Origin of the sequence: Xanthomonas cannabis pv. cannabis, assembly GCF_000802365.1 — a bacterium.
In the GTDB taxonomy this organism is placed as follows: Bacteria; Pseudomonadota; Gammaproteobacteria; order Xanthomonadales; family Xanthomonadaceae; genus Xanthomonas; species Xanthomonas cannabis.
The window spans coordinates 1-17,040 of the sequence record NZ_JSZE01000133.1; the positions used below are offsets into that span (position 1 = coordinate 1).

General features: G+C 62.3%; 19 protein-coding genes. 10 read left to right on the forward strand and 9 right to left on the reverse strand.

The features are described 5' to 3' along the window. The 4 genes from OZ10_RS17870 to OZ10_RS22345 form a co-directional block, all read left to right on the forward strand. Positions 1-337, forward strand: a 337-nt coding sequence (locus tag OZ10_RS17870; protein WP_202903037.1) for a type II secretion system F family protein, incomplete at its 5' end; no start/stop codon positions are given. A 6-nt stretch (positions 338-343) separates the two neighbouring features. Next, a complete protein-coding gene (locus OZ10_RS17875) occupies positions 344-1,207 on the forward strand; it encodes a prepilin peptidase (RefSeq protein ID WP_016849610.1) in 864 nt (287 codons plus the stop codon). 13 nt (positions 1,208-1,220) lie between these two features. Then, positions 1,221-1,844, forward strand: coding sequence for a dephospho-CoA kinase (gene coaE, locus OZ10_RS17880; protein WP_039566302.1), 624 nt, complete (start codon positions 1,221-1,223; stop codon positions 1,842-1,844). A gap of 58 nt (positions 1,845-1,902) precedes the next feature. Further along, positions 1,903-2,100, forward strand: coding sequence for a SymE family type I addiction module toxin (locus OZ10_RS22345; protein WP_039405497.1), 198 nt, complete (start codon positions 1,903-1,905; stop codon positions 2,098-2,100). 101 nt (positions 2,101-2,201) lie between these two features. On the opposite strand, the gene OZ10_RS17890 is transcribed toward OZ10_RS22345, so the two are convergent. The 4 genes from OZ10_RS17890 to rimK all read right to left on the reverse strand — a co-directional run bounded on the left by OZ10_RS17890 (position 2,202) and on the right by rimK (position 5,806). Further along, positions 2,202-3,533, reverse strand: a complete 1,332-nt coding sequence (locus OZ10_RS17890; protein ID WP_039405494.1) for a sensor histidine kinase — start codon at positions 3,531-3,533, stop codon at positions 2,202-2,204. Next, complete coding sequence (locus tag OZ10_RS17895; RefSeq protein WP_003490678.1) at positions 3,526-4,203, reverse strand: response regulator transcription factor; 678 nt, start codon at positions 4,201-4,203, stop codon at positions 3,526-3,528. Before OZ10_RS17895 ends, OZ10_RS17890 begins: the two co-directional genes overlap by 8 nt. A gap of 30 nt (positions 4,204-4,233) precedes the next feature. Beyond that, positions 4,234-4,704, reverse strand: coding sequence for a hypothetical protein (locus OZ10_RS17900; RefSeq protein ID WP_039566305.1), 471 nt, complete (start codon positions 4,702-4,704; stop codon positions 4,234-4,236). A 226-nt stretch (positions 4,705-4,930) separates the two neighbouring features. Beyond that, entirely contained in the window at positions 4,931-5,806 is an 876-nt protein-coding gene (gene rimK / locus OZ10_RS17905; protein ID WP_039405464.1) for a 30S ribosomal protein S6--L-glutamate ligase, read from the reverse strand. Positions 5,807-6,305: 499 nt separating this feature from the next. On the opposite strand from rimK, the gene glgX reads away from it, so the two are divergent. Next, positions 6,306-8,438, forward strand: coding sequence for a glycogen debranching protein GlgX (gene glgX / locus OZ10_RS17910; RefSeq protein ID WP_039566306.1), 2,133 nt, complete (start codon positions 6,306-6,308; stop codon positions 8,436-8,438). Positions 8,439-8,795: 357 nt separating this feature from the next. On the opposite strand, the gene OZ10_RS17915 is transcribed toward glgX, so the two are convergent. From OZ10_RS17915 to OZ10_RS20425, 3 genes are all read right to left on the reverse strand, one after another. Then, positions 8,796-9,188: an H-NS histone family protein gene (locus tag OZ10_RS17915; protein WP_039405459.1), complete on the reverse strand. Its 393-nt coding sequence runs from the start codon at positions 9,186-9,188 to the stop codon at positions 8,796-8,798. Between the two features lie 87 nt (positions 9,189-9,275). Further along, positions 9,276-9,668 carry a hypothetical protein gene (locus OZ10_RS17920; protein WP_039405681.1) on the reverse strand — a complete coding sequence of 131 codons (393 nt, stop codon included), beginning with the start codon at positions 9,666-9,668 and terminating at the stop codon, positions 9,276-9,278. Between the two features lie 377 nt (positions 9,669-10,045). Next, positions 10,046-10,588 carry an STN domain-containing protein gene (locus OZ10_RS20425; protein ID WP_139051358.1) on the reverse strand — a complete coding sequence of 181 codons (543 nt, stop codon included), beginning with the start codon at positions 10,586-10,588 and terminating at the stop codon, positions 10,046-10,048. Positions 10,589-11,361: 773 nt separating this feature from the next. Between OZ10_RS20425 and OZ10_RS17930 the strand changes: the two genes are divergently transcribed. Further along, entirely contained in the window at positions 11,362-11,724 is a 363-nt protein-coding gene (locus tag OZ10_RS17930; protein WP_015463532.1) for a hypothetical protein, read from the forward strand. A 46-nt stretch (positions 11,725-11,770) separates the two neighbouring features. On the opposite strand, the gene mobQ is transcribed toward OZ10_RS17930, so the two are convergent. Then, a complete protein-coding gene (gene mobQ, locus OZ10_RS17935) occupies positions 11,771-13,363 on the reverse strand; it encodes a MobQ family relaxase (RefSeq protein WP_039566311.1) in 1,593 nt (530 codons plus the stop codon). Between the two features lie 258 nt (positions 13,364-13,621). Here mobQ and OZ10_RS17940 point away from each other — a divergent pair, with 258 nt between their 5' ends. From OZ10_RS17940 to OZ10_RS22930, 4 genes are all read left to right on the forward strand, one after another. Beyond that, positions 13,622-13,948, forward strand: coding sequence for a hypothetical protein (locus OZ10_RS17940; protein ID WP_039566313.1), 327 nt, complete (start codon positions 13,622-13,624; stop codon positions 13,946-13,948). Between the two features lie 261 nt (positions 13,949-14,209). After that, a complete protein-coding gene (locus OZ10_RS21640) occupies positions 14,210-14,479 on the forward strand; it encodes an HNH endonuclease (protein WP_236726997.1) in 270 nt (89 codons plus the stop codon). A gap of 119 nt (positions 14,480-14,598) precedes the next feature. Beyond that, positions 14,599-15,033, forward strand: a complete 435-nt coding sequence (locus OZ10_RS17945) for a hypothetical protein (protein ID WP_236726995.1) — start codon at positions 14,599-14,601, stop codon at positions 15,031-15,033. Between the two features lie 41 nt (positions 15,034-15,074). Continuing rightward, on the forward strand, positions 15,075-16,316 hold the full coding sequence (locus OZ10_RS22930; RefSeq protein WP_236726996.1) for an HNH endonuclease: 1,242 nt from the start codon (positions 15,075-15,077) through the stop codon (positions 16,314-16,316). Between the two features lie 11 nt (positions 16,317-16,327). On the opposite strand, the gene OZ10_RS17955 is transcribed toward OZ10_RS22930, so the two are convergent. Beyond that, positions 16,328-16,954, reverse strand: a complete 627-nt coding sequence (locus OZ10_RS17955) for a hypothetical protein (protein WP_202903039.1) — start codon at positions 16,952-16,954, stop codon at positions 16,328-16,330. Positions 16,955-17,040: the final 86 nt, after the last annotated feature.

Genomic DNA, 17,040 nt, shown 5'->3' on the forward strand with positions numbered 1-17,040 from the left:
CGTAGCGGGCGCTACAGGTAACATGGTGTACGAAGAGGCCGTCTTCAGGATGCGGGACGATGTGTCAGTCGGCTACCCGGTCAACATGGCGATGAAACAAGTGAATATGTTTCCTCACATGGTGGTGCAAATGACCGCGATCGGCGAAGAGGCAGGCGCTTTGGATACCATGCTGTTCAAGGTGGCAGACTACTTCGAGCAGGAGGTCAACAACGCCGTGGATGCACTCAGCAGTCTGCTTGAACCACTGATCATGGTGTTCATCGGCACCATCGTCGGCGGCATGGTCATCGGCATGTATCTTCCGATCTTCAAACTCGGCGCAGTGGTTGGATAAGACGTAATGGCATTTCTCGACCAGCATCCCGGTCTCGGCTTTCCCGCCGCGGCCGGACTGGGACTGCTGATCGGCAGCTTCCTGAACGTGGTGATCCTGCGCTTGCCCAAGCGCATGGAGTGGCAGTGGCGGCGCGACGCGCGCGAGATCCTGGAGCTGCCGGACATCTATGAACCGCCGCCGCCGGGCATCGTGGTGGAGCCCTCGCACGACCCGGTCACCGGCGACAAGCTCAAGTGGTGGGAGAACATCCCGCTCTTCAGCTGGCTGATGCTGCGCGGCAAGTCGCGCTACAGCGGCAAGCCGATCTCCATCCAGTACCCGCTGGTGGAGCTGTTGACCTCGATCCTGTGCGTGGCCAGCGTCTGGCGGTTCGGCTTCGGCTGGCAGGGCTTCGGCGCAATCGTGCTGAGCTGCTTCCTGGTGGCGATGTCGGGCATCGACCTGCGCCACAAGCTGCTGCCGGACCAGCTGACCTTGCCGCTGATGTGGCTGGGTCTGGTCGGCTCGATGGACAACCTCTACATGCCGGCCAAGCCCGCCCTGCTGGGCGCGGCGGTCGGCTATGTCTCGCTGTGGACGGTGTGGTGGCTGTTCAAGCAGCTCACCGGCAAGGAAGGCATGGGTCACGGCGACTTCAAGCTGTTGGCCGCGCTCGGTGCCTGGTGCGGGCTGAAAGGCATTCTGCCGATCATCCTGATCTCCTCGCTGGTCGGCGCCATCCTCGGCTCGATCTGGCTGGTGGCCAAGGGCCGCGACCGTGCCACCCCGATCCCGTTCGGCCCCTACCTGGCCATCGCCGGCTGGGTGGTGTTCTTCTGGGGCAACGACCTGGTGGACGGTTACCTGCACTTCGCAGGCCTGCGTTAACCGGGGCACGACGATGAGCGACTTCGTCGTCGGCCTCACGGGTGGCATCGCCTCCGGCAAGAGTGCCCTCGCCGCCGAGTTCGAGAAGCTGGGTGTGCCGGTCATCGACGCCGATACTGTTGCACGGCAGGTTGTCGCGCCGGGCCTCATTCTTGATGCAATCACGGCCCGTTTTGGTCGCGGCATCTTGTTGCCGGATGGCACGCTGGACAGGCAGACCTTACGCGAAATCGTCTTCGGCGATGCAGCCCAACGCAGAGCACTAGAGGCGATCACTCATCCTGCCATCCGCGCAGAGCTGCAACGCGCCGCACAGGATGCTGTGGGCCCTTACGCCATCGTCGCAATCCCCTTGCTGACCGAAGCGGGTGGCCGAGCAACTTATTCCTGGCTGGACCGCATTCTTGTCGTCGACGTGCCGGTGGAACTTCAACACGCTCGCCTGATGCAGCGCGATGGCGGTACATCGGCACTGGCCGATCAGATGATTGCTGCCCAAGCCTGTCGCGAACAGCGGTTGGCCATCGCCGATGACATCGTCAGCAACGAGGGCGATGCGGAACTGTTAGCGCAAAGCGCTCAAAGATTGGATGCGGTTTACCGGACCGCGCTTCAAGCACGTCGAAGCCAGCTCTGAGTGCCTGAAAACTCTGTATTCGAAATTCCGCTGCGGTGAATCTGCAGTCATTGCCGCCGTGCACAGCGCGCACGCCTACGCGGCGCATGGCAGGCAGGGGTTCTACGAAGTAAAGCCCGGCCGGTCGCACAGCCAGCGGATTCCCAGCGTGCGCCTGCGCGGGCTGTGGCTGGAGCAGTTGGGGTTTGCGGTTGGCTGCAAGCTGCAGATCACGGCACGTGAGGGCGAACTGGTGGTGACGGTGATCGAGCGCTGAACTGTGTTTTGGGTACGGTTGTTGGCTGGAGGCGCTGCCTTGGGCGCTATGGGCAAGGCCGTCGCGCCCGGGTGCGCTCCTACGTGGGTGCGGGTGGTTGGTCAGCGATGGAAGGCCAGTGTGGCGATGACGCCGCGCTCCTGGCCTGGGCGCACGCTGACGCGCCAGCCGTACAGGTCGCACAGGCGGCTGACGATCGACAGGCCGATGCCGCCGCCTTGCGAGTGGCCGGCGTGGGTGCCGCGGTAGCCGCGCTGGAACAGCTTGGCGGCGTCTTCTTCGCTCAGGCCGGGGCCGGAGTCGATCACCTCGACGGCATCGGCCAATACGCGCACGCGCACTTGGCCGTCCTGGGTGTATTTGACCGCGTTGCCGATCAGGTTGCCCAGCGCCACCGACAGGGCAGATTCGGGGGCGTCGATGACCAGGTCGCGTTCGCCTTCCAGCAGCAACTCCAGTGGTTTGCCGCCGAGCTGGGCGCGGTGCGCGTCGATCAGTTGTTCGGCTACCTTGGCCACGTTGCTACTGCCCTGCCCGCGTTCGTTGCGCGAGAGCAGCAACAGCGAGCCGATCAAGTCACTACATTGCTGTTCGGCGCGCTGGATGCGCTGCAGCCGCTGCAGCACCTTTTCGTCGAGATTGGGCTTGGTGAGCAGCAGTTCTGTGGCGCCGCGGATCACTGCCAGCGGGGTCCGCAGTTCATGGCTGACATCGGCATTGAACTCGCGGTCGCGTTGCACCACCTCGGTGAGGCGCGCGGAGTAATCGTCCAGCGCTTCGGCGAGCTGGCCCACTTCGTCATCGGGGAAATGCGCGGCCAGCGGCTTGGGCTCGCTGGTGCCGCCGCGGTAGGCGCGCAGGCGTGCGGCCAGGTCCGACACCGGGCGCATCACCTTGGACGCCGACCACCAGCCGATCAATAGCGAAAACCCGCTGAACACCAGCACCGACAGCATTAGGGTGCGCTTGAGCTGGATCTCGCCCTTGAGGGTCTGGGTCATGTCATAGGCGAGGAAGAACCACTCGCTGGGCGTCTTGCGCACCGCCAGTTTGTACGAGTACGCATTGCCGTTTTCGTCCACGCCAGAAATGGTGTGGATGCCATCGGGAAACTGGTACCACTCCGGCTGCTCGAGGCGCAGCGCTTCGAACTTGTCGCTCTTGACCACGCGCCCACGCATCTGCTGCACCGGCAGATCCGGATTGTGCAGCGGGTCGGAATAGAACCGCTGCGCGAATGCGTCGATGTTGCGGTTCATCACGTCTTCGACCAACTGGTTTTCCACGCGCGCGCGTGCCCAGTTGGTGGCGAAGGCGAACAGTGTGGTCAGGCAGAAGCCCAACAACACGAACGACAGGATGATGCGGCTACGCAGGCGCCGCCGGTAACGGCCACGCCTGCGCGCCGGGCGCGCGCGTGTGCGTTCAGGCATCAGGCGACGCGATGCGGTAGCCGATGCCGTGACGGGTCTGGATCATCGGCACGTCGAAGGGCTTGTCGACCACCGCACGCAGGCCATGGATATGCACGCGCAACGAATCCGAATCCGGCAGCTCTTCACCCCAGACGCGGGTTTCCAGCTCCTGGCGGGTGACCACGGCCGGCGAAGCTTCCATCAACGCCTGCAGGATCTTCAGCGCGGTCGGGTTGAGCTGCAGCAGCTTGCCGCGGCGGCGCACTTCCAGCGTGTCCAGGTTGTATTCCAGATCGCCGGTTTCCAGCACGCGGGTGTGCACGCCCTTGCCGCGACGCGACAGTGCGTTGAGGCGCACTTCCACTTCCTGCAGCGCGAACGGCTTGATCAGGTAGTCGTCCGCGCCGGAGTCGAAGCCGGCCAGCTTGTTGTCCAGCGAGTCGCGCGCGGTGAGCATCAGCACCGGGGTCTGCTTGCGTGCTTCGTTGCGCAGCTTGCGGCAGACTTCGATGCCGTCCATTCCGGGCAGGTTGAGATCCAGCACGATGGCGTCGAACTCGTGCACCACGGCCAGGTGCAGGCCGGTCACGCCATCGGCGGCGAAGTCCACGGTGTGTCCACGGTCTTCGAGATAGTCGCCCAGGTTGGCGGCGATATCGCTGTTGTCTTCGATTACTAAAATGCGCACTGAAACCTCAATAACTTGGTCGGGGTGGACTCAGGAGCCCGGGTCGGTAGCTTTGTATCTCCGCTGCATGGAGCTCATGTCGCGCTCGCCGCTGTCACGTGAGCGCCTACGTTCGGCAACGGTTTTGCAGATCGAAGTGGTGTGATGAGAACCCGTCGCCTTTTCACGAGTGCAAATCAGGCGACTTTCCTCACCCGCCCTTGTCAAAATTGTATTGATGAGCTCTTGGTCGTTGTAAACCGCCGCCTTTTGGTCCGGCGTCAGCGCCTGTGCATCACCCTGATCTTTCACTGCAATTTCTATTCTCGTGAGCGCAGAAAGCACCTTAGCGCGATCTTCCTGACTGATCTCGGAGTACTTGGTGCCGCCGTCCAACTCTTTGCGAACCTGGGCGACCTGCTGGGCGACGGGCGTATTGACATCTACCTTGGCCGAGGCAGCCTCAACATTCGCCAGCAAGAGCACAGCTAGAGACGCGGCATAACAGATAGCCTTGAGCATGATCGTTCCTTGTCCCATCGTCCGTTTAACATTTCCACACTTTAGACTCGACTTTACTGATGGAGCAAGCATGCCTACGTAAAAAGGCCCAAGTGCGACACCGCACTTGGGCCAAAAGTTCATCCCGATCACCGTCACTGCCGAGAGCGGAGCCACGGTTGGCAGAGGCTAACGAGCGAAGGATTAGATTTTAGTTAAATTTTCAATAAGCCCGCGAGGGGGCAGATCAATGGACCGATTGTTCCAGGTGCTGGATGATCGCCGCCGCCACATCGACGCCACAGACCCCTTCCACGCCCTCCAGCCCGGGGGTGGAATTGACCTCGAGCACCAGCGGACCGCGTTTGGAGCGAATGAGGTCGACCCCGGCCACGGCCAGGCCCAGCGCGCGCGCCGAGCTTACCGCGACCTCCTGCTCCTGCTCGGTGGCCTGCGCCACTGCAGCGGTCCCGCCCAGGTGCAGGTTGGAGCGGAAGTCGCCCTCGGCCGCCTGCCGGCGCATGGCCGCAACGACCCGGTCGCCGACCACGAAGCAGCGCAGGTCCGCACCGTCGGCTTCGCCGATGAACTCCTGCACGATGAAGTTGGCATAGAGCCCACGCAGTGCCTCGACCACGCCGCGCGATGCGCTGGCCTTCTCAGTAAGGATCACCCCGGCGCCCTGGGCGCCTTCGTTCAACTTCACCACATGCGGCGGCGGGCCGAGCATGGACAACAGGTCCTGGGTATCGTCGGGGTTGTCGCCGAACACAGTGACCGGCATGTCGATGCCCTGCGCGGCCAGCAGCTGGTGTGCACGCAACTTGTCGCGCGAACGCAGGATGGCGTCGGAGGGATTGGGCGTGTAGGTGCCCATGAATTCGAGTTGGCGCAGCACCGCAGTGGCGTAGCGCGTCACCGAAGCGCCGATGCGTGGGATCACCGCATCGAACCCGGTGATCGGCTTGCCCTTGTAGTGCAGGCTGAAACCGTCGGCAGCGATGCGCATGTAGCAGCGCAGCGGGTCGAGGATGCGCACGGTGTGACCACGCTTGCGTGCGGCTTCGATGAGCCGCCGGGTCGAGTACAACTTGCTGTTGCGCGAAAGAATGGCGATTTTCATCGCAGCAGGGACACGGCGCGGCCTGGACATGGTCGGAGTCTGATGACGAGGTGACCCAAGTCCACGCATCTGCCAGTCGCGCGCGCGCAGGACGCCTATGCCCTGCTCGCGCCGCGTGACCCGGTATGCGACGGCCCCGAGGATGGAAACGCACAAGCGCTTCAGCGGTGTTGCAGCAACGCAAACGCTGCGCAGCCTCAACCGGATCGATGCTAGCAGGGCGCGCGCGCAGCGCTCAAGCAGCACACGCCCCTGGACTCGGTCGAGCTGGCGCATTGCCGGTCGCGGCGCATTGTGCGTCGCCTGCTCGCTTGCGGCTGCCATCGAGGACGCACAAGCGAGCGCCACCGCTCTGCGGCGTGGCAAAGCCTTCGACGGCGCACGGCCTCGAGGCCCGCCCTCACGCCGCACCCGTATTGCCGTAACGCGTTTTGCACAGTTGAAACCGCAATGCTTGAGTCTCCTCAATGCCGGCATGCCGGCGCACCCGAGACTCTCCATGCGACGTCCAGCAAGCGCGGCTTATGCCAACCCCTCCCGCATCCGTCAGGGGCGCCCGTTCCCCCGCGGTGCCGTCTTCGATGGCAAGGGCACCAACTTTGCGCTTTTCTCCGCGCATGCCACACGTGTGGAACTTTGCCTGTTCGACGAACAAGGCAGCGAAACCCGCGTTGACCTTCCCGAATACACCAACGAAATCTGGCATGGCTACCTGCCCGATGCCAAGCCCGGTCAGCGCTACGGCTACCGCGTGCATGGCCCATACGAGCCGACCGAAGGCCATCGCTTCAACCACAACAAGCTGCTGCTCGACCCGTATGCGCGTGAGCTGGAAGGTGACCTGATCTGGGCCGACGAGCTCTATGGCTACACCGTCGGCCATCCGGACGGCGACCTGAGCTTCGATGAACGTGACAGCGCGCCTTTCATGCCCAAGTGCGTGGTGGTCGAAGACACCTACGATTGGGGCGACGATGCACGCCTGCTCAAGCCGTGGAACGAGACGGTCATCTACGAAACCCACGTGCGCGGCTACACCATGCGCAACCCGCAGGTGCCCGAAGCGGTACGTGGCACGTTTGCCGGCCTGGCGCAGCCGCAGGTGCTGCAGTACATCAAGGACCTGGGCATCACCGCGGTCGAGCTGCTGCCGGTGCACGCCTACCTGGACGACCAGCATCTGCTCGACAAGGGTCTGCGTAACTACTGGGGCTACAACACCATCGGCTTCTTCGCACTGAAGTCGCGCTACCTCTCCAGCGGCCATCGCGATGAATTCCGCGACATGGTCAAGGCCATGCACAAGCAAGGCCTGGAAGTGATCCTGGACGTGGTCTACAACCACACCGCAGAAGGCAGCGAGCTGGGTCCGACACTCTCGTTCAAGGGTATCGACAACGCCAGCTACTACCGCCTTGCCGAAGACAAGCGTTACTACATCAACGACACCGGCACCGGCAATACGCTGAATCTGAGCAATTCGCGGGTGATCCAGTTCGTCAACGATTCGCTGCGCTACTGGGCCGGCGAGATGCACGTGGACGGCTTCCGCTTCGACCTGGCCACCATTCTTGGTCGCGAGCCTAGCGGGTTCGACCAGCGCGGCGGCTTCCTGGATGCCTGCAACCAGGACCCGCTGCTGTCGGAGGTCAAGCTGATTGCCGAGCCGTGGGACTGTGGCCCGGGCGGCTACCAGGTAGGCCACTTCCCGCCGGGCTGGTCGGAGTGGAACGACAAGTTCCGCGACAACGCGCGCGAATTCTGGAAAGGCGAAGACGGCAAGCTGGCCGAGTTTGCCACCCGCTTTACCGGCTCGGCCGATCTGTTCGACCGCCGGGGTCGCCGCCCGTGGGCGTCGGTGAACTTCATCACCGCGCATGACGGCTTCACCTTGCGCGACCTGGTCAGCTACAACGAGAAGCACAACATCGACAACGGCGAAGACAACCGCGACGGCTCGTCCAACGATGGCTCGTGCAACTACGGCGACGAAGGCGAGACCGACAACGCCGACATCCTGCAGATCCGCGAGCGGCAGATGAAGAATCTGCTGGCCACGCTGCTGTTGTCGCAGGGCACGCCGATGATGCTGGCCGGCGACGAGCGTGCGCAGTCGCAAGGCGGCAACAACAACACGTATTGCCAGGACAATGAAACCACCTGGCTGGACTGGGAAAACGACCCGACCGACGGCCGTCTTACCGACTTCGTCAAGGCATTGACCCGGCTGCGCAAACGCTACCCGATCCTGTCGCGTGGCCGCTTCCTCAACGGGCAATACAACGAAGAAGCCGGCCTGCGCGATCTCACCTGGCTCAATCCGGGCGGCACCGAGATGGAGGATGCGCACTGGACCGACGCGGGCGCGCGTTCGGTCGGTTTGCTCCTGGAAGGCAAGGCGCAGACCTCCGGCGTCAAGGAGCTGGCCAACGACGACACCTTGTTGATCGTGATCAATGCCTACCACGAGGGCGTGACCTTCACCCTGCCCTCCACCGACGAGCCGGTGCACTGGAAGCTGGTGCTGTCGACCGACGAAGCGCTGGAGGTGGACATGATGCCGGCAGGCGCCAGCGAATTCCTGGCGCCGCCGCGCAGCGTTTCGGTGTTCGAGTGCAAGAGCGACCAGTAAAGCGCGCTTGCTGATGTGGCTCGCTGTCTGCCGGGAGGTGGGCAGCGAGCTTTTTTATGCGCGGGGAACGGTCATAAGGCTCTGGAGCTGGTCAGCTAACCGCTCACGCACGATCCAACGTTAGTCATCCGGCTTCGAACCTGGCCAGAGCGGCATTGCACAGCCGCGCATCATCGATGCGCGAATGATGTACATCCCAATCCATGCGCTGATGCAATCGGCAAGCCACTTCCCCAGCGCCGATGGGGCAACACGCGTATTGCGTAACGACACCCACAGGGCCCTGCATACGCAACGGTGAAGACCGCCGCAAGCCAAGACGTGTTCGACGAATCCGCTATCCGGTTGCCTGAAGACTCAACCCGGATACAGCGGAAAACGCTTGTCCGGATGCTTGGACTTCCATTCCTTGTAGGAGCTGGTGCCTTCCCACGCCTTGAACGCCCGCGGGGTGCGGCCGCGCCCGGACCAGGTCTCGCCCGAGTGCGGAAGCCAGTATTTGGCGGCCACTTCACCGGTGGAGGTCAGCGGCCCCTTGGACTTGCCGGTCATGGCCAGCGAGGCGATCTGGGATTTCTGCTTTGCATTGAACCGGCTGCCGAACTGGGTCAGCACGTCGACCACCTGGTCGAAGGCTTCCAGGGTCTGGGCATACTTGAGCTGAGCTTCTTCCTGCTCAAGCTTGCGCAGCTCTTCCAGCAATTGGGCTTTGGCGGCAGCTGAGGATGAAGCGGGCGGAACCTGGCGCATTGACAAAACTGAGGTTGGGCGGGTCAACGAGTATTGCCGCTATGCCGTCCAGCGTAAAGCGCCTGGCCCTTCCGGGCCGACTTGCGCTCAGCCATGCCGCAACAAGGCGTGTTCACGGGCCATGGTCAGCACCGGCCCGATGCGTCCGGCGCGAATCAGCTCGCTGCAATGCTTGCCGACAAACTCCACTCGGGGGGCGGTGAACCATTGCACCACCCGGTCCAGCTGACCGGCGTTGATCGACCACGCGTGGCAGACCGTTTCGCCCAGTTCTTCCACCCCGATCAGTCCCATGTGGCGAATCTGTTCGGGGTCGAGCTTGAACATCTCGAGCACCTTGCCGGCAGTGTCAGGCGTGCCCGGGATGCAGGCCTTCGCCGGCAGCCCCGGGCGATGGGCGATCGAGGCCGCCTGCGCGGATTCGGCGCGGCGCATGCCCTTGATCAGCGCACCAACCAGCTGTGAATGAGTCGTTGTCATGGTGACCGCCAAATGATGGGGACACTATGGCTGCCAACTCGCGCTTGCTCAATCAGGAGCTTCCTGACTGCCAGGAAGGAAATGACGAAGCTGCAGTGCGATTTTTACCGGGAAAACCGCCTGCAATCGTCGTCATTGCAGCTCGTTCGACGGGACGTGTGGTACACGCATCATGCCCGGATGGCACAACGCCGAGCCACAACGCAGCGACCCGCTCGCAAGGAAAACGCACCAGTTCGATCCGCGCGCAGCTCTGCCAGCGCCATCGCCGCCCGGTGCGCCTGGACAGGCCACGGGCACCCGAACCTCGAAGGACCAAAGGGGCCGTCAATCTGCCCCCGACGTCACCGCGGCGCACATCTTCGCTGCGCCCGACCTCAGCCCTGCAGGACCTTTTCGATCTCCTTCAAGGTGCGCTCGTAGGAGGCGCGCTCGGCTGCGCTCAGAAAACCCTGCTGACGGACAAGCTTGGGAACCTCCACCGCCATCTTCGATAGTTGCGCGTTCATGGTTCTTGCCTGACGCCCGGTAATCGCGTTGCTCTTGCGCGCGTCTGTAATCGCGCTCTGCAAGGTCTCGACACGCTCGGCAAAATACAGCTGTTGCGCGCGATTGACGCGCCAGTGATCGCTGGCATAGTCCGCCTCCAGACCGCTCCCGCGGACCGATTGGATGAATGCCTGATCGGCGGTGAAGGTTCCACTCAAGGCCTGCACACGCTTGTCCTGCAGCAGCGAGGGATCCACCTCCACCGCGCATCCCGTCTGGTGGGCCAGATCCTGCAATCGTTCGTCCAGCCGCTGCGCCGACAGCGCAAGCGTAAACGGCCCAGGCTGACAGGCAGCCATGACCGGCCCGGCACACAGAACAGCACCCACTGCAATGACGATCGAGGACAAGCGACGGCGAACAGCAGACATGACAGCACCCGAAACACACGGACATCCGTGCGAGGCCAACGCTAGATGCTCCACTCCGAACGGAACCGGAATCAACCGGGCCCCGCCGCCATGGTGCGGAGATCGCCGATGACGTGGTTGGCCTGCACCTACGCGCTGCTCAGGCCGGGAAGCCCGACCACCCAGCTCCCGGACGCGCACTGCCTCAAGCCACGCGCCAGATGCCCCGATCCATGCCGGACGAAATCCTGCGCTCCCGGAACTCTGCGATGACACCAGGCGGCAAGGGCGGCCTGGCCCGCGAGCACGCCGGACGACGGCGCCGATACGTTCCGATGACTCCTTGCAAGAGTCTCGGTGACGTCAGCCACAGCTCGACCATACAGCGTGCAGCACACGCCTACGTCGGTGGCAACCAAAGATCTTCAAGGGAATGTCGATGACCCAACCACACGCCACTGCGGCAGTGGAGCGGGCGATGGGAACAGAATCCTCCCACGCCAACCAATTGATTTTCCTAACTTATCCCGGAGTGGGGTGATCCAAAAATGATACCCCGGTTGATACCTGATCATAGCGAGGCGACGACGGCGGCTCAAGAACATCCCGCAGGCTGGCCATGTCCCCGGCCAGCCATAAATGAATCCGGATGCCTGGCGTTGATATCACCTATCAACATACCTCAAATCAAACTTTTTTCGCGTATTCAAATTTGTGAAATGCAGCCGAAAGCGAGCTCTTGCTTAAGCGTCGGTTCTTGGTTGGATGAGGGCTCACCCAACACAGGAGCACCCATGCACCAAACACAGATTCAGGTCGCCAGTCGCTTGCTCGGCCACCTCCTTCAGCAGCGCACCACACGCCTTCCACCTCATGAAGTGGAAGACATCCAATACGCGCTCGACTTGGCCGCCGAGCTGCTGAGGCTCGGCGGGCCAGGGCCAGCCAGTCAAACCCAGGCCTCAGCCATGGCACCTTCTCAACCCATCCTGGTCAAACGAGCGGCCGTTGATCGCAGCATCGTGCCGACCATGCCGGCGTCCGTCGAAGAATGGCGGGAGATGCGCAAGAAGAACAAGGAAAAGGACAATGTCCCCCGCCCCAAGGAACCCATCGGGATCGAGCGGATAGACCTCCGCCCTCGTCCCCGGCACTGAGGGCCAAGAGAAAAAAGCCCCGCAGATGCGGGGCTTTCGATATCCATCAGGGCCGCGGGCGCCGGCTTGTTGGTCGTGGCGCTGGCGTCGGCATTGGGTAGGGCTTGGGTGCAGCAGAAGCGGCCTTGACCAACTCAACAGGCCGGCTCGCGATGTCGAGCTCAGGACTCGCAAGAACCTCCTCGCTCCACTGCTCCACCTCAGCTGTGCGGAGCTCAATTTCATTCTCGTAGTCATTCCAACGCTTCTCGGAAGCTGCCGCCCGGGCTGCCGCCAATTCGGTTGCGCGCTTTTCCAGGACCGCCAACCGCCTTCCCCGCCGCTTTTCCCATTCTTGAGAGGTCCACTCGCCATCGGGACGAGGGTGGTCGCCGTTGAACTGCTCCCACGCTTGTCCGGCCAAGTGGAAGAGTTTCTCGGCACGCCCCAAGGCGCTAGTCCGCTGGGCGAACTTGAGCACGCTCCGTTTCAGACGGCCGAGTCGTTCAACCAGGCCGTTAAGCCACCTGCGCAAATCGATACTGTCGAGAAGAGTAGACGCATGCGCGGTCCATTGTCCCACCACACGCTGCGCAGCGGTCAACGCCAGGTCTGGCCGGGTCGAGAGGATGTCCGCCAGGTCCCGAGCTGCCTCGGCGACCAGCTCAGTGATAGAGCGTAGCGGTCGCACCCGCGCATCTTCCGCAGGCCGACCCAAGGCATCCGAGAGGCGCATGCCGCGGAACCCGTGGATTTCCAACCCTGGCACAGAGGTTTGAAGTTCGTTCCTGGAGCCAGCTCGGCGTCGACGGTCGCGCTGCGCTTGGTCGTGGCTATGGCCAATAGAGTTTGGAATTGCCCTTCCCTCCTGCTCGGCTTGAGCGAGCAACCGTTCAAAGGCTTCCTCGTTCTCTCGAATGATGCGCGCGTTCTCGGCGGCACGGTCGGTCATGACGCCATTGCGCGCCAATGCCGTGGCTGTCTTGCCCACGTGTTTCGTGGGCTGCCGGGACAGCACCATGGCTTCGGCCCAGTCGCCGCGAGCCAGGGCGTCTTCAGCCTGGACTTCAAGGCGGCGATGGTCGACCCGGGCATCGATACCGGCAGCGGCCAAGTGCTCGTTGATGGTGGATGCAATGGTTTGGCGGATCCACTCGATCTCAATCTTCCCCGACGCTCCGCCGTCCAGCTCCCTCGTCTTCTCGGCAAAGCCGTCGCTGGTCAACCGCCGCGTGGTGGCGAGGAGGTGGACGTGATGGTTCAGGCCGTCACGGGAGCCTGGCGAGTGGATGCTGGCTTGCACGGCAAATCCGTAGCGGGCGACCAGCGCTTGGCCGATGGCCGTGGCGAGCACGGACCGCTGCTCGTCGTTGAGCTCGTGGGGCAAGGCGACCTCGAACTCGCGTGCCACCACTGAATTCTTGCGGTTTTCCGCCGCCTCGGCCTTTTGCCAGAGCTCGGCCGGGACAAGGGCCCACGCCGGCGCATCCTGGGGAGCAAGGCATTCGGACGCCACCACTCCACCTCGGCGGCGGTAGTCGTGGCGCTGGCCAGTGAGGTGATCGATAAGTAGCAGGCCAGCCCGATAAGCGGCTGCGGCCACAGCAGAGTCGCCGCGGGAACGACTAAAAACTTTGACGCGAGAGTGGTAGATGGCCATGGAGAGCTCCGGATGAGGTTGCTCTCTTTATGACGTGGCTTTTGATTTGCGCAAGCGCGGAGCGCTTGGGGGTCCGGGGGCGTAGCACCCGGCGCGCGCTATGTCGCAGACATTGCATCAGTGCGCTCTTGCTTCTTTCTTTTAAGCCCTGTTTTTCGAGCTTTTCGATTTTCGATGCGGACGAAATTCGAGACCACCTCAACGCTTGACGCGAGCCGTTTTCCTGGTTGACTCATTTCCACAAGGCAGGAGAAACGCATGACCGCAACGAATCACTATCGAGACCAAATCCAACGAGCCACGGAGCGCTTGGCTCAGCATCAAGCGCGCGAGCTTTTAGCGCACCAGCGCCAAGCGGTGAAGGCCAAGGAGATGCAACGCCGCGAAGAAGCCAAGCGACGCACACGGGTGGCAGAGCTCGTGTTCCTTGCAGGAGCAGAATCGCTGGAGGATACCGAGTTGGTGGGTGCGCTTTTGGCGCACGTGGGAAATCGGGCCGACGCGGCAATCCGTAACCAAGCGAGCTCACTCGGTGCGTTGCGAATGGCAATCTCGATCACTGAGGAAAGTCACAGCACGCATTGAGCTGGTCGCCCGCCCTGCCCATCGCGCATCGGAGGGTTGCAGCCGCACCGATGGTCGGTTACAACGTGTCTGCCAGTGGGGGCATCCCCCGGTGTTGTGCCCGCATAGCCTCTAGGCTCCGGGTGCCCGAGGTTCTCCACTAGGAGGCACGGGAATCTTCTTTTGATTCCGGAGCCTTCCATGAGCAACAAGCGCCTCAAATCTCTTCGCATCCGTGCCTTCCACGCCCAGGCGGGCCACTGTTTCTATTGCAGCCTCCCGATGTGGCTTGCCTCGCCTAAAGAGCTGGGCTTACGTCCCCGCTCTGCACGTCCTTACCAGTGCACGGCCGAACACCTGATTGCTCAACAAGACGGCGGCTTGGATGTGCCCGAGAACGTGGTGGCCGCGCACACACGCTGCAATCAAGGACGCCACAAGCGGCAAGGGCCTGCACCATCCCCTGACGTGTTCAAACAGCTGGTTCGAAAGCGACTTGCAATGGGAAGATGGTGGCCCACGCCTCCAACTGGAGCTCACATCGGATGTTGAGTCGTCGCCTGTTTCCCAGTGCCGTATTGCTGCTGACTGCATGCTCCCAATCCTCTCCGCCGAAAGCCGAGCCATCCCCGCCCACGGAAAGCCCATCGGAGCAGCCGGCCGATCGTCCCATGGTCATGCCCTTCCAAAAAGAGGTCGAGCGCAGCAAGGCAGTGCTCTCATGCAAGTCCACCAAGATCACGCCAGAAAGCTCAGGCTGGGGGGCCCTGTTTGGCTGTATCGGCGGCGAAGCCGAGACAGTCAAATTCTTTATCAACGAAGAGCAGGGAACCGGCAGGGTCTCCACCACGAAGTTCCTATGGAACGACTGGTTTAAGGATCGCGGTTATGGGCTCCACGCTGACGCTAAAGCTGCGGACAAGATGATCCACGACCTCATCAAACTTTATCCCAGCGACCACGACAAGGCCTTGCTTAAAGCGTTCAAGGGCAAGAAGAACCTTACCTTGGAAGGCAATGGCTACCGCTTCGAATACACGTTCGACCGAGGGCCAGCCATTGACGAACGCATGATTGTGGTCACGCCGCTTGGCTCGACACCATAACGCCACGCCTGAACACCCATTGCCGAGGACACTGACACCCCATGCGAAAGAGCGATGCCTTTCGCCGATATGGCGTTGAGATCAAGGACCCGCAGTTCAACTCGTCCGCCCTGTCTGAGAATCCGCGCCAGGTAATTTTGAGCCTGTGGTCACACAACTTCTCTCCCGACATGTCCCGCTACGCAATGGAGACCGTCCATTGGAAGGGCAGTGGCAAGCACACTTTTCGCGCTCATCTCGAACAAGCCCGGGCGGAAAGCTTGCCAATCCGAGTCGTGGTGGCCACCTCCGACAACCCGGCAAAAGTTAGGGCTGGCAATGCCGCACGCGCCTCCAACGACTTCGAGCCGAACTTCAGCCTGGTCGGGCAGGTCGTATCGCTCGAGGCCAATTCTTTTGAACTTGCGTTTGAGCGCACTGGCGAGTTCCCAGAAAGAGAGATGCTCATGCGCGACCGGGCTACCGTGAAATACTGGCACGTGGCCGAAGCCATGCAAGCACTGGCCAAGCCCTCCTCCACCGCAGAGATTCGCGAGTGGCTCGAAGGACGCTACCCAGGCGAAGACCACTCAGACTTGGGAGCCAACCTTTCATTCTTGACGGTCAACGACACTAACCGGCGGCATTACGACAAGACGCGGAAGGATTGGCGCTCAAACTCCAATCACCCTCGTGATCTCGTTTTCAGACGAGGCAAATTCCGGGGCGTGACGTATGAGCCTTTTCGGGCAAGCATCCATGGCCACTGGACTTTGCAGCGGAACGACGCCGGCGATTGGGAAGCTGTGCAGTTACCCGCCACCCCACAATCGAAAGCCGAGGCCGAAGGGCAGGACGCGGCATTTGCGCATCTGCCTCCATTGGATTCAGACCACGACGCACGTGTCTGGACCATGCGTGCAGTAGCCCAGCGCCGTGGTCAATCTTTTTTCCGGAACCAGTTGCTGGACGCGTATGGCGGCCGTTGTGCCATCACTGGCTGTTCGGCGAAGGAGGTCTTGGAGGCGGCGCATATATTGCCTTACCGGGGAGACCACTCCGACCGGGTGGACAACGGCTTGTTGCTCCGCGCCGACCTCCACACCCTTTTCGACTGCCTGCTGCTCTGGATCACCCCAGAGAACAAGGTCGCGTTGGCTCCGTCGTTGCTTACCACTGACTACCTTACTCTCAGAGGCCAGACTGTGCGTCAGCCGGAGTCAAGGAAGAACCGCCCCAATCCCGACCATTTGAGCGAACACGCCCGGCGTTGTCAGGAGCTCGACGGCGCACCAAGCCCATAGGTCGACGAGCATCAGCGCGCGTCTGAGGCGCTGCGCAGGCTAACGGCACGGTATTGCTTCTGACTGCCGAAACGTGGGCCGTTCTTTTCGAGCGTGGCGCAGATCCTTCCTTCGCCACAAGGAGCTAGGTCAGCTCGCGCAACCCGCTCCCAATAGTCGATTGAGGTGCGGAGCTGCACCAGCTCGCTGCGCTTCTCGTTGATGATGCCCACCGAGTAAGCCACCGCCCCCAGTCCCAACACGCCCGCCGCGAGCATCGTGGCCGATGCGATCCACATGCGCCGCGTGCTCCGCGTTTCCAAGGACTGCTGGGCCTGCGCATAACGTCGAGTGGCTTGCTGCAATGTCTCGTCCGCAGTGGCCATTTCTTTGTTGAATCGCTTAGCAGCCGGCTCCAGCGTCTGCGTCAACGCCTGATTGGTCAGCTGCGTCAAGCGCGGCAACGCATTTTCCAGCACCCGATTGACCTTTGCATCGGCGCTGCTGGCCGCGTGTTGGACTACCTGAAGTTGCTCGGCGACCACCTCGCGCAACCGCTGTTCGCGCTGCTGCATGGATGCCACCAGCGTCGTCAGCACTTTGACCGTCTCTTGCAGCGAGGTGTTCGATGCATTCAACGTGGCCATCATTTCCGCCATTGCGGCGGTGGCTTGCCTGTCCATGAGGTCTCCTGAGCTCGGCTGGTCAGGAAGCGATTTTGACTAACCGGCGCCCCCTCCACCAC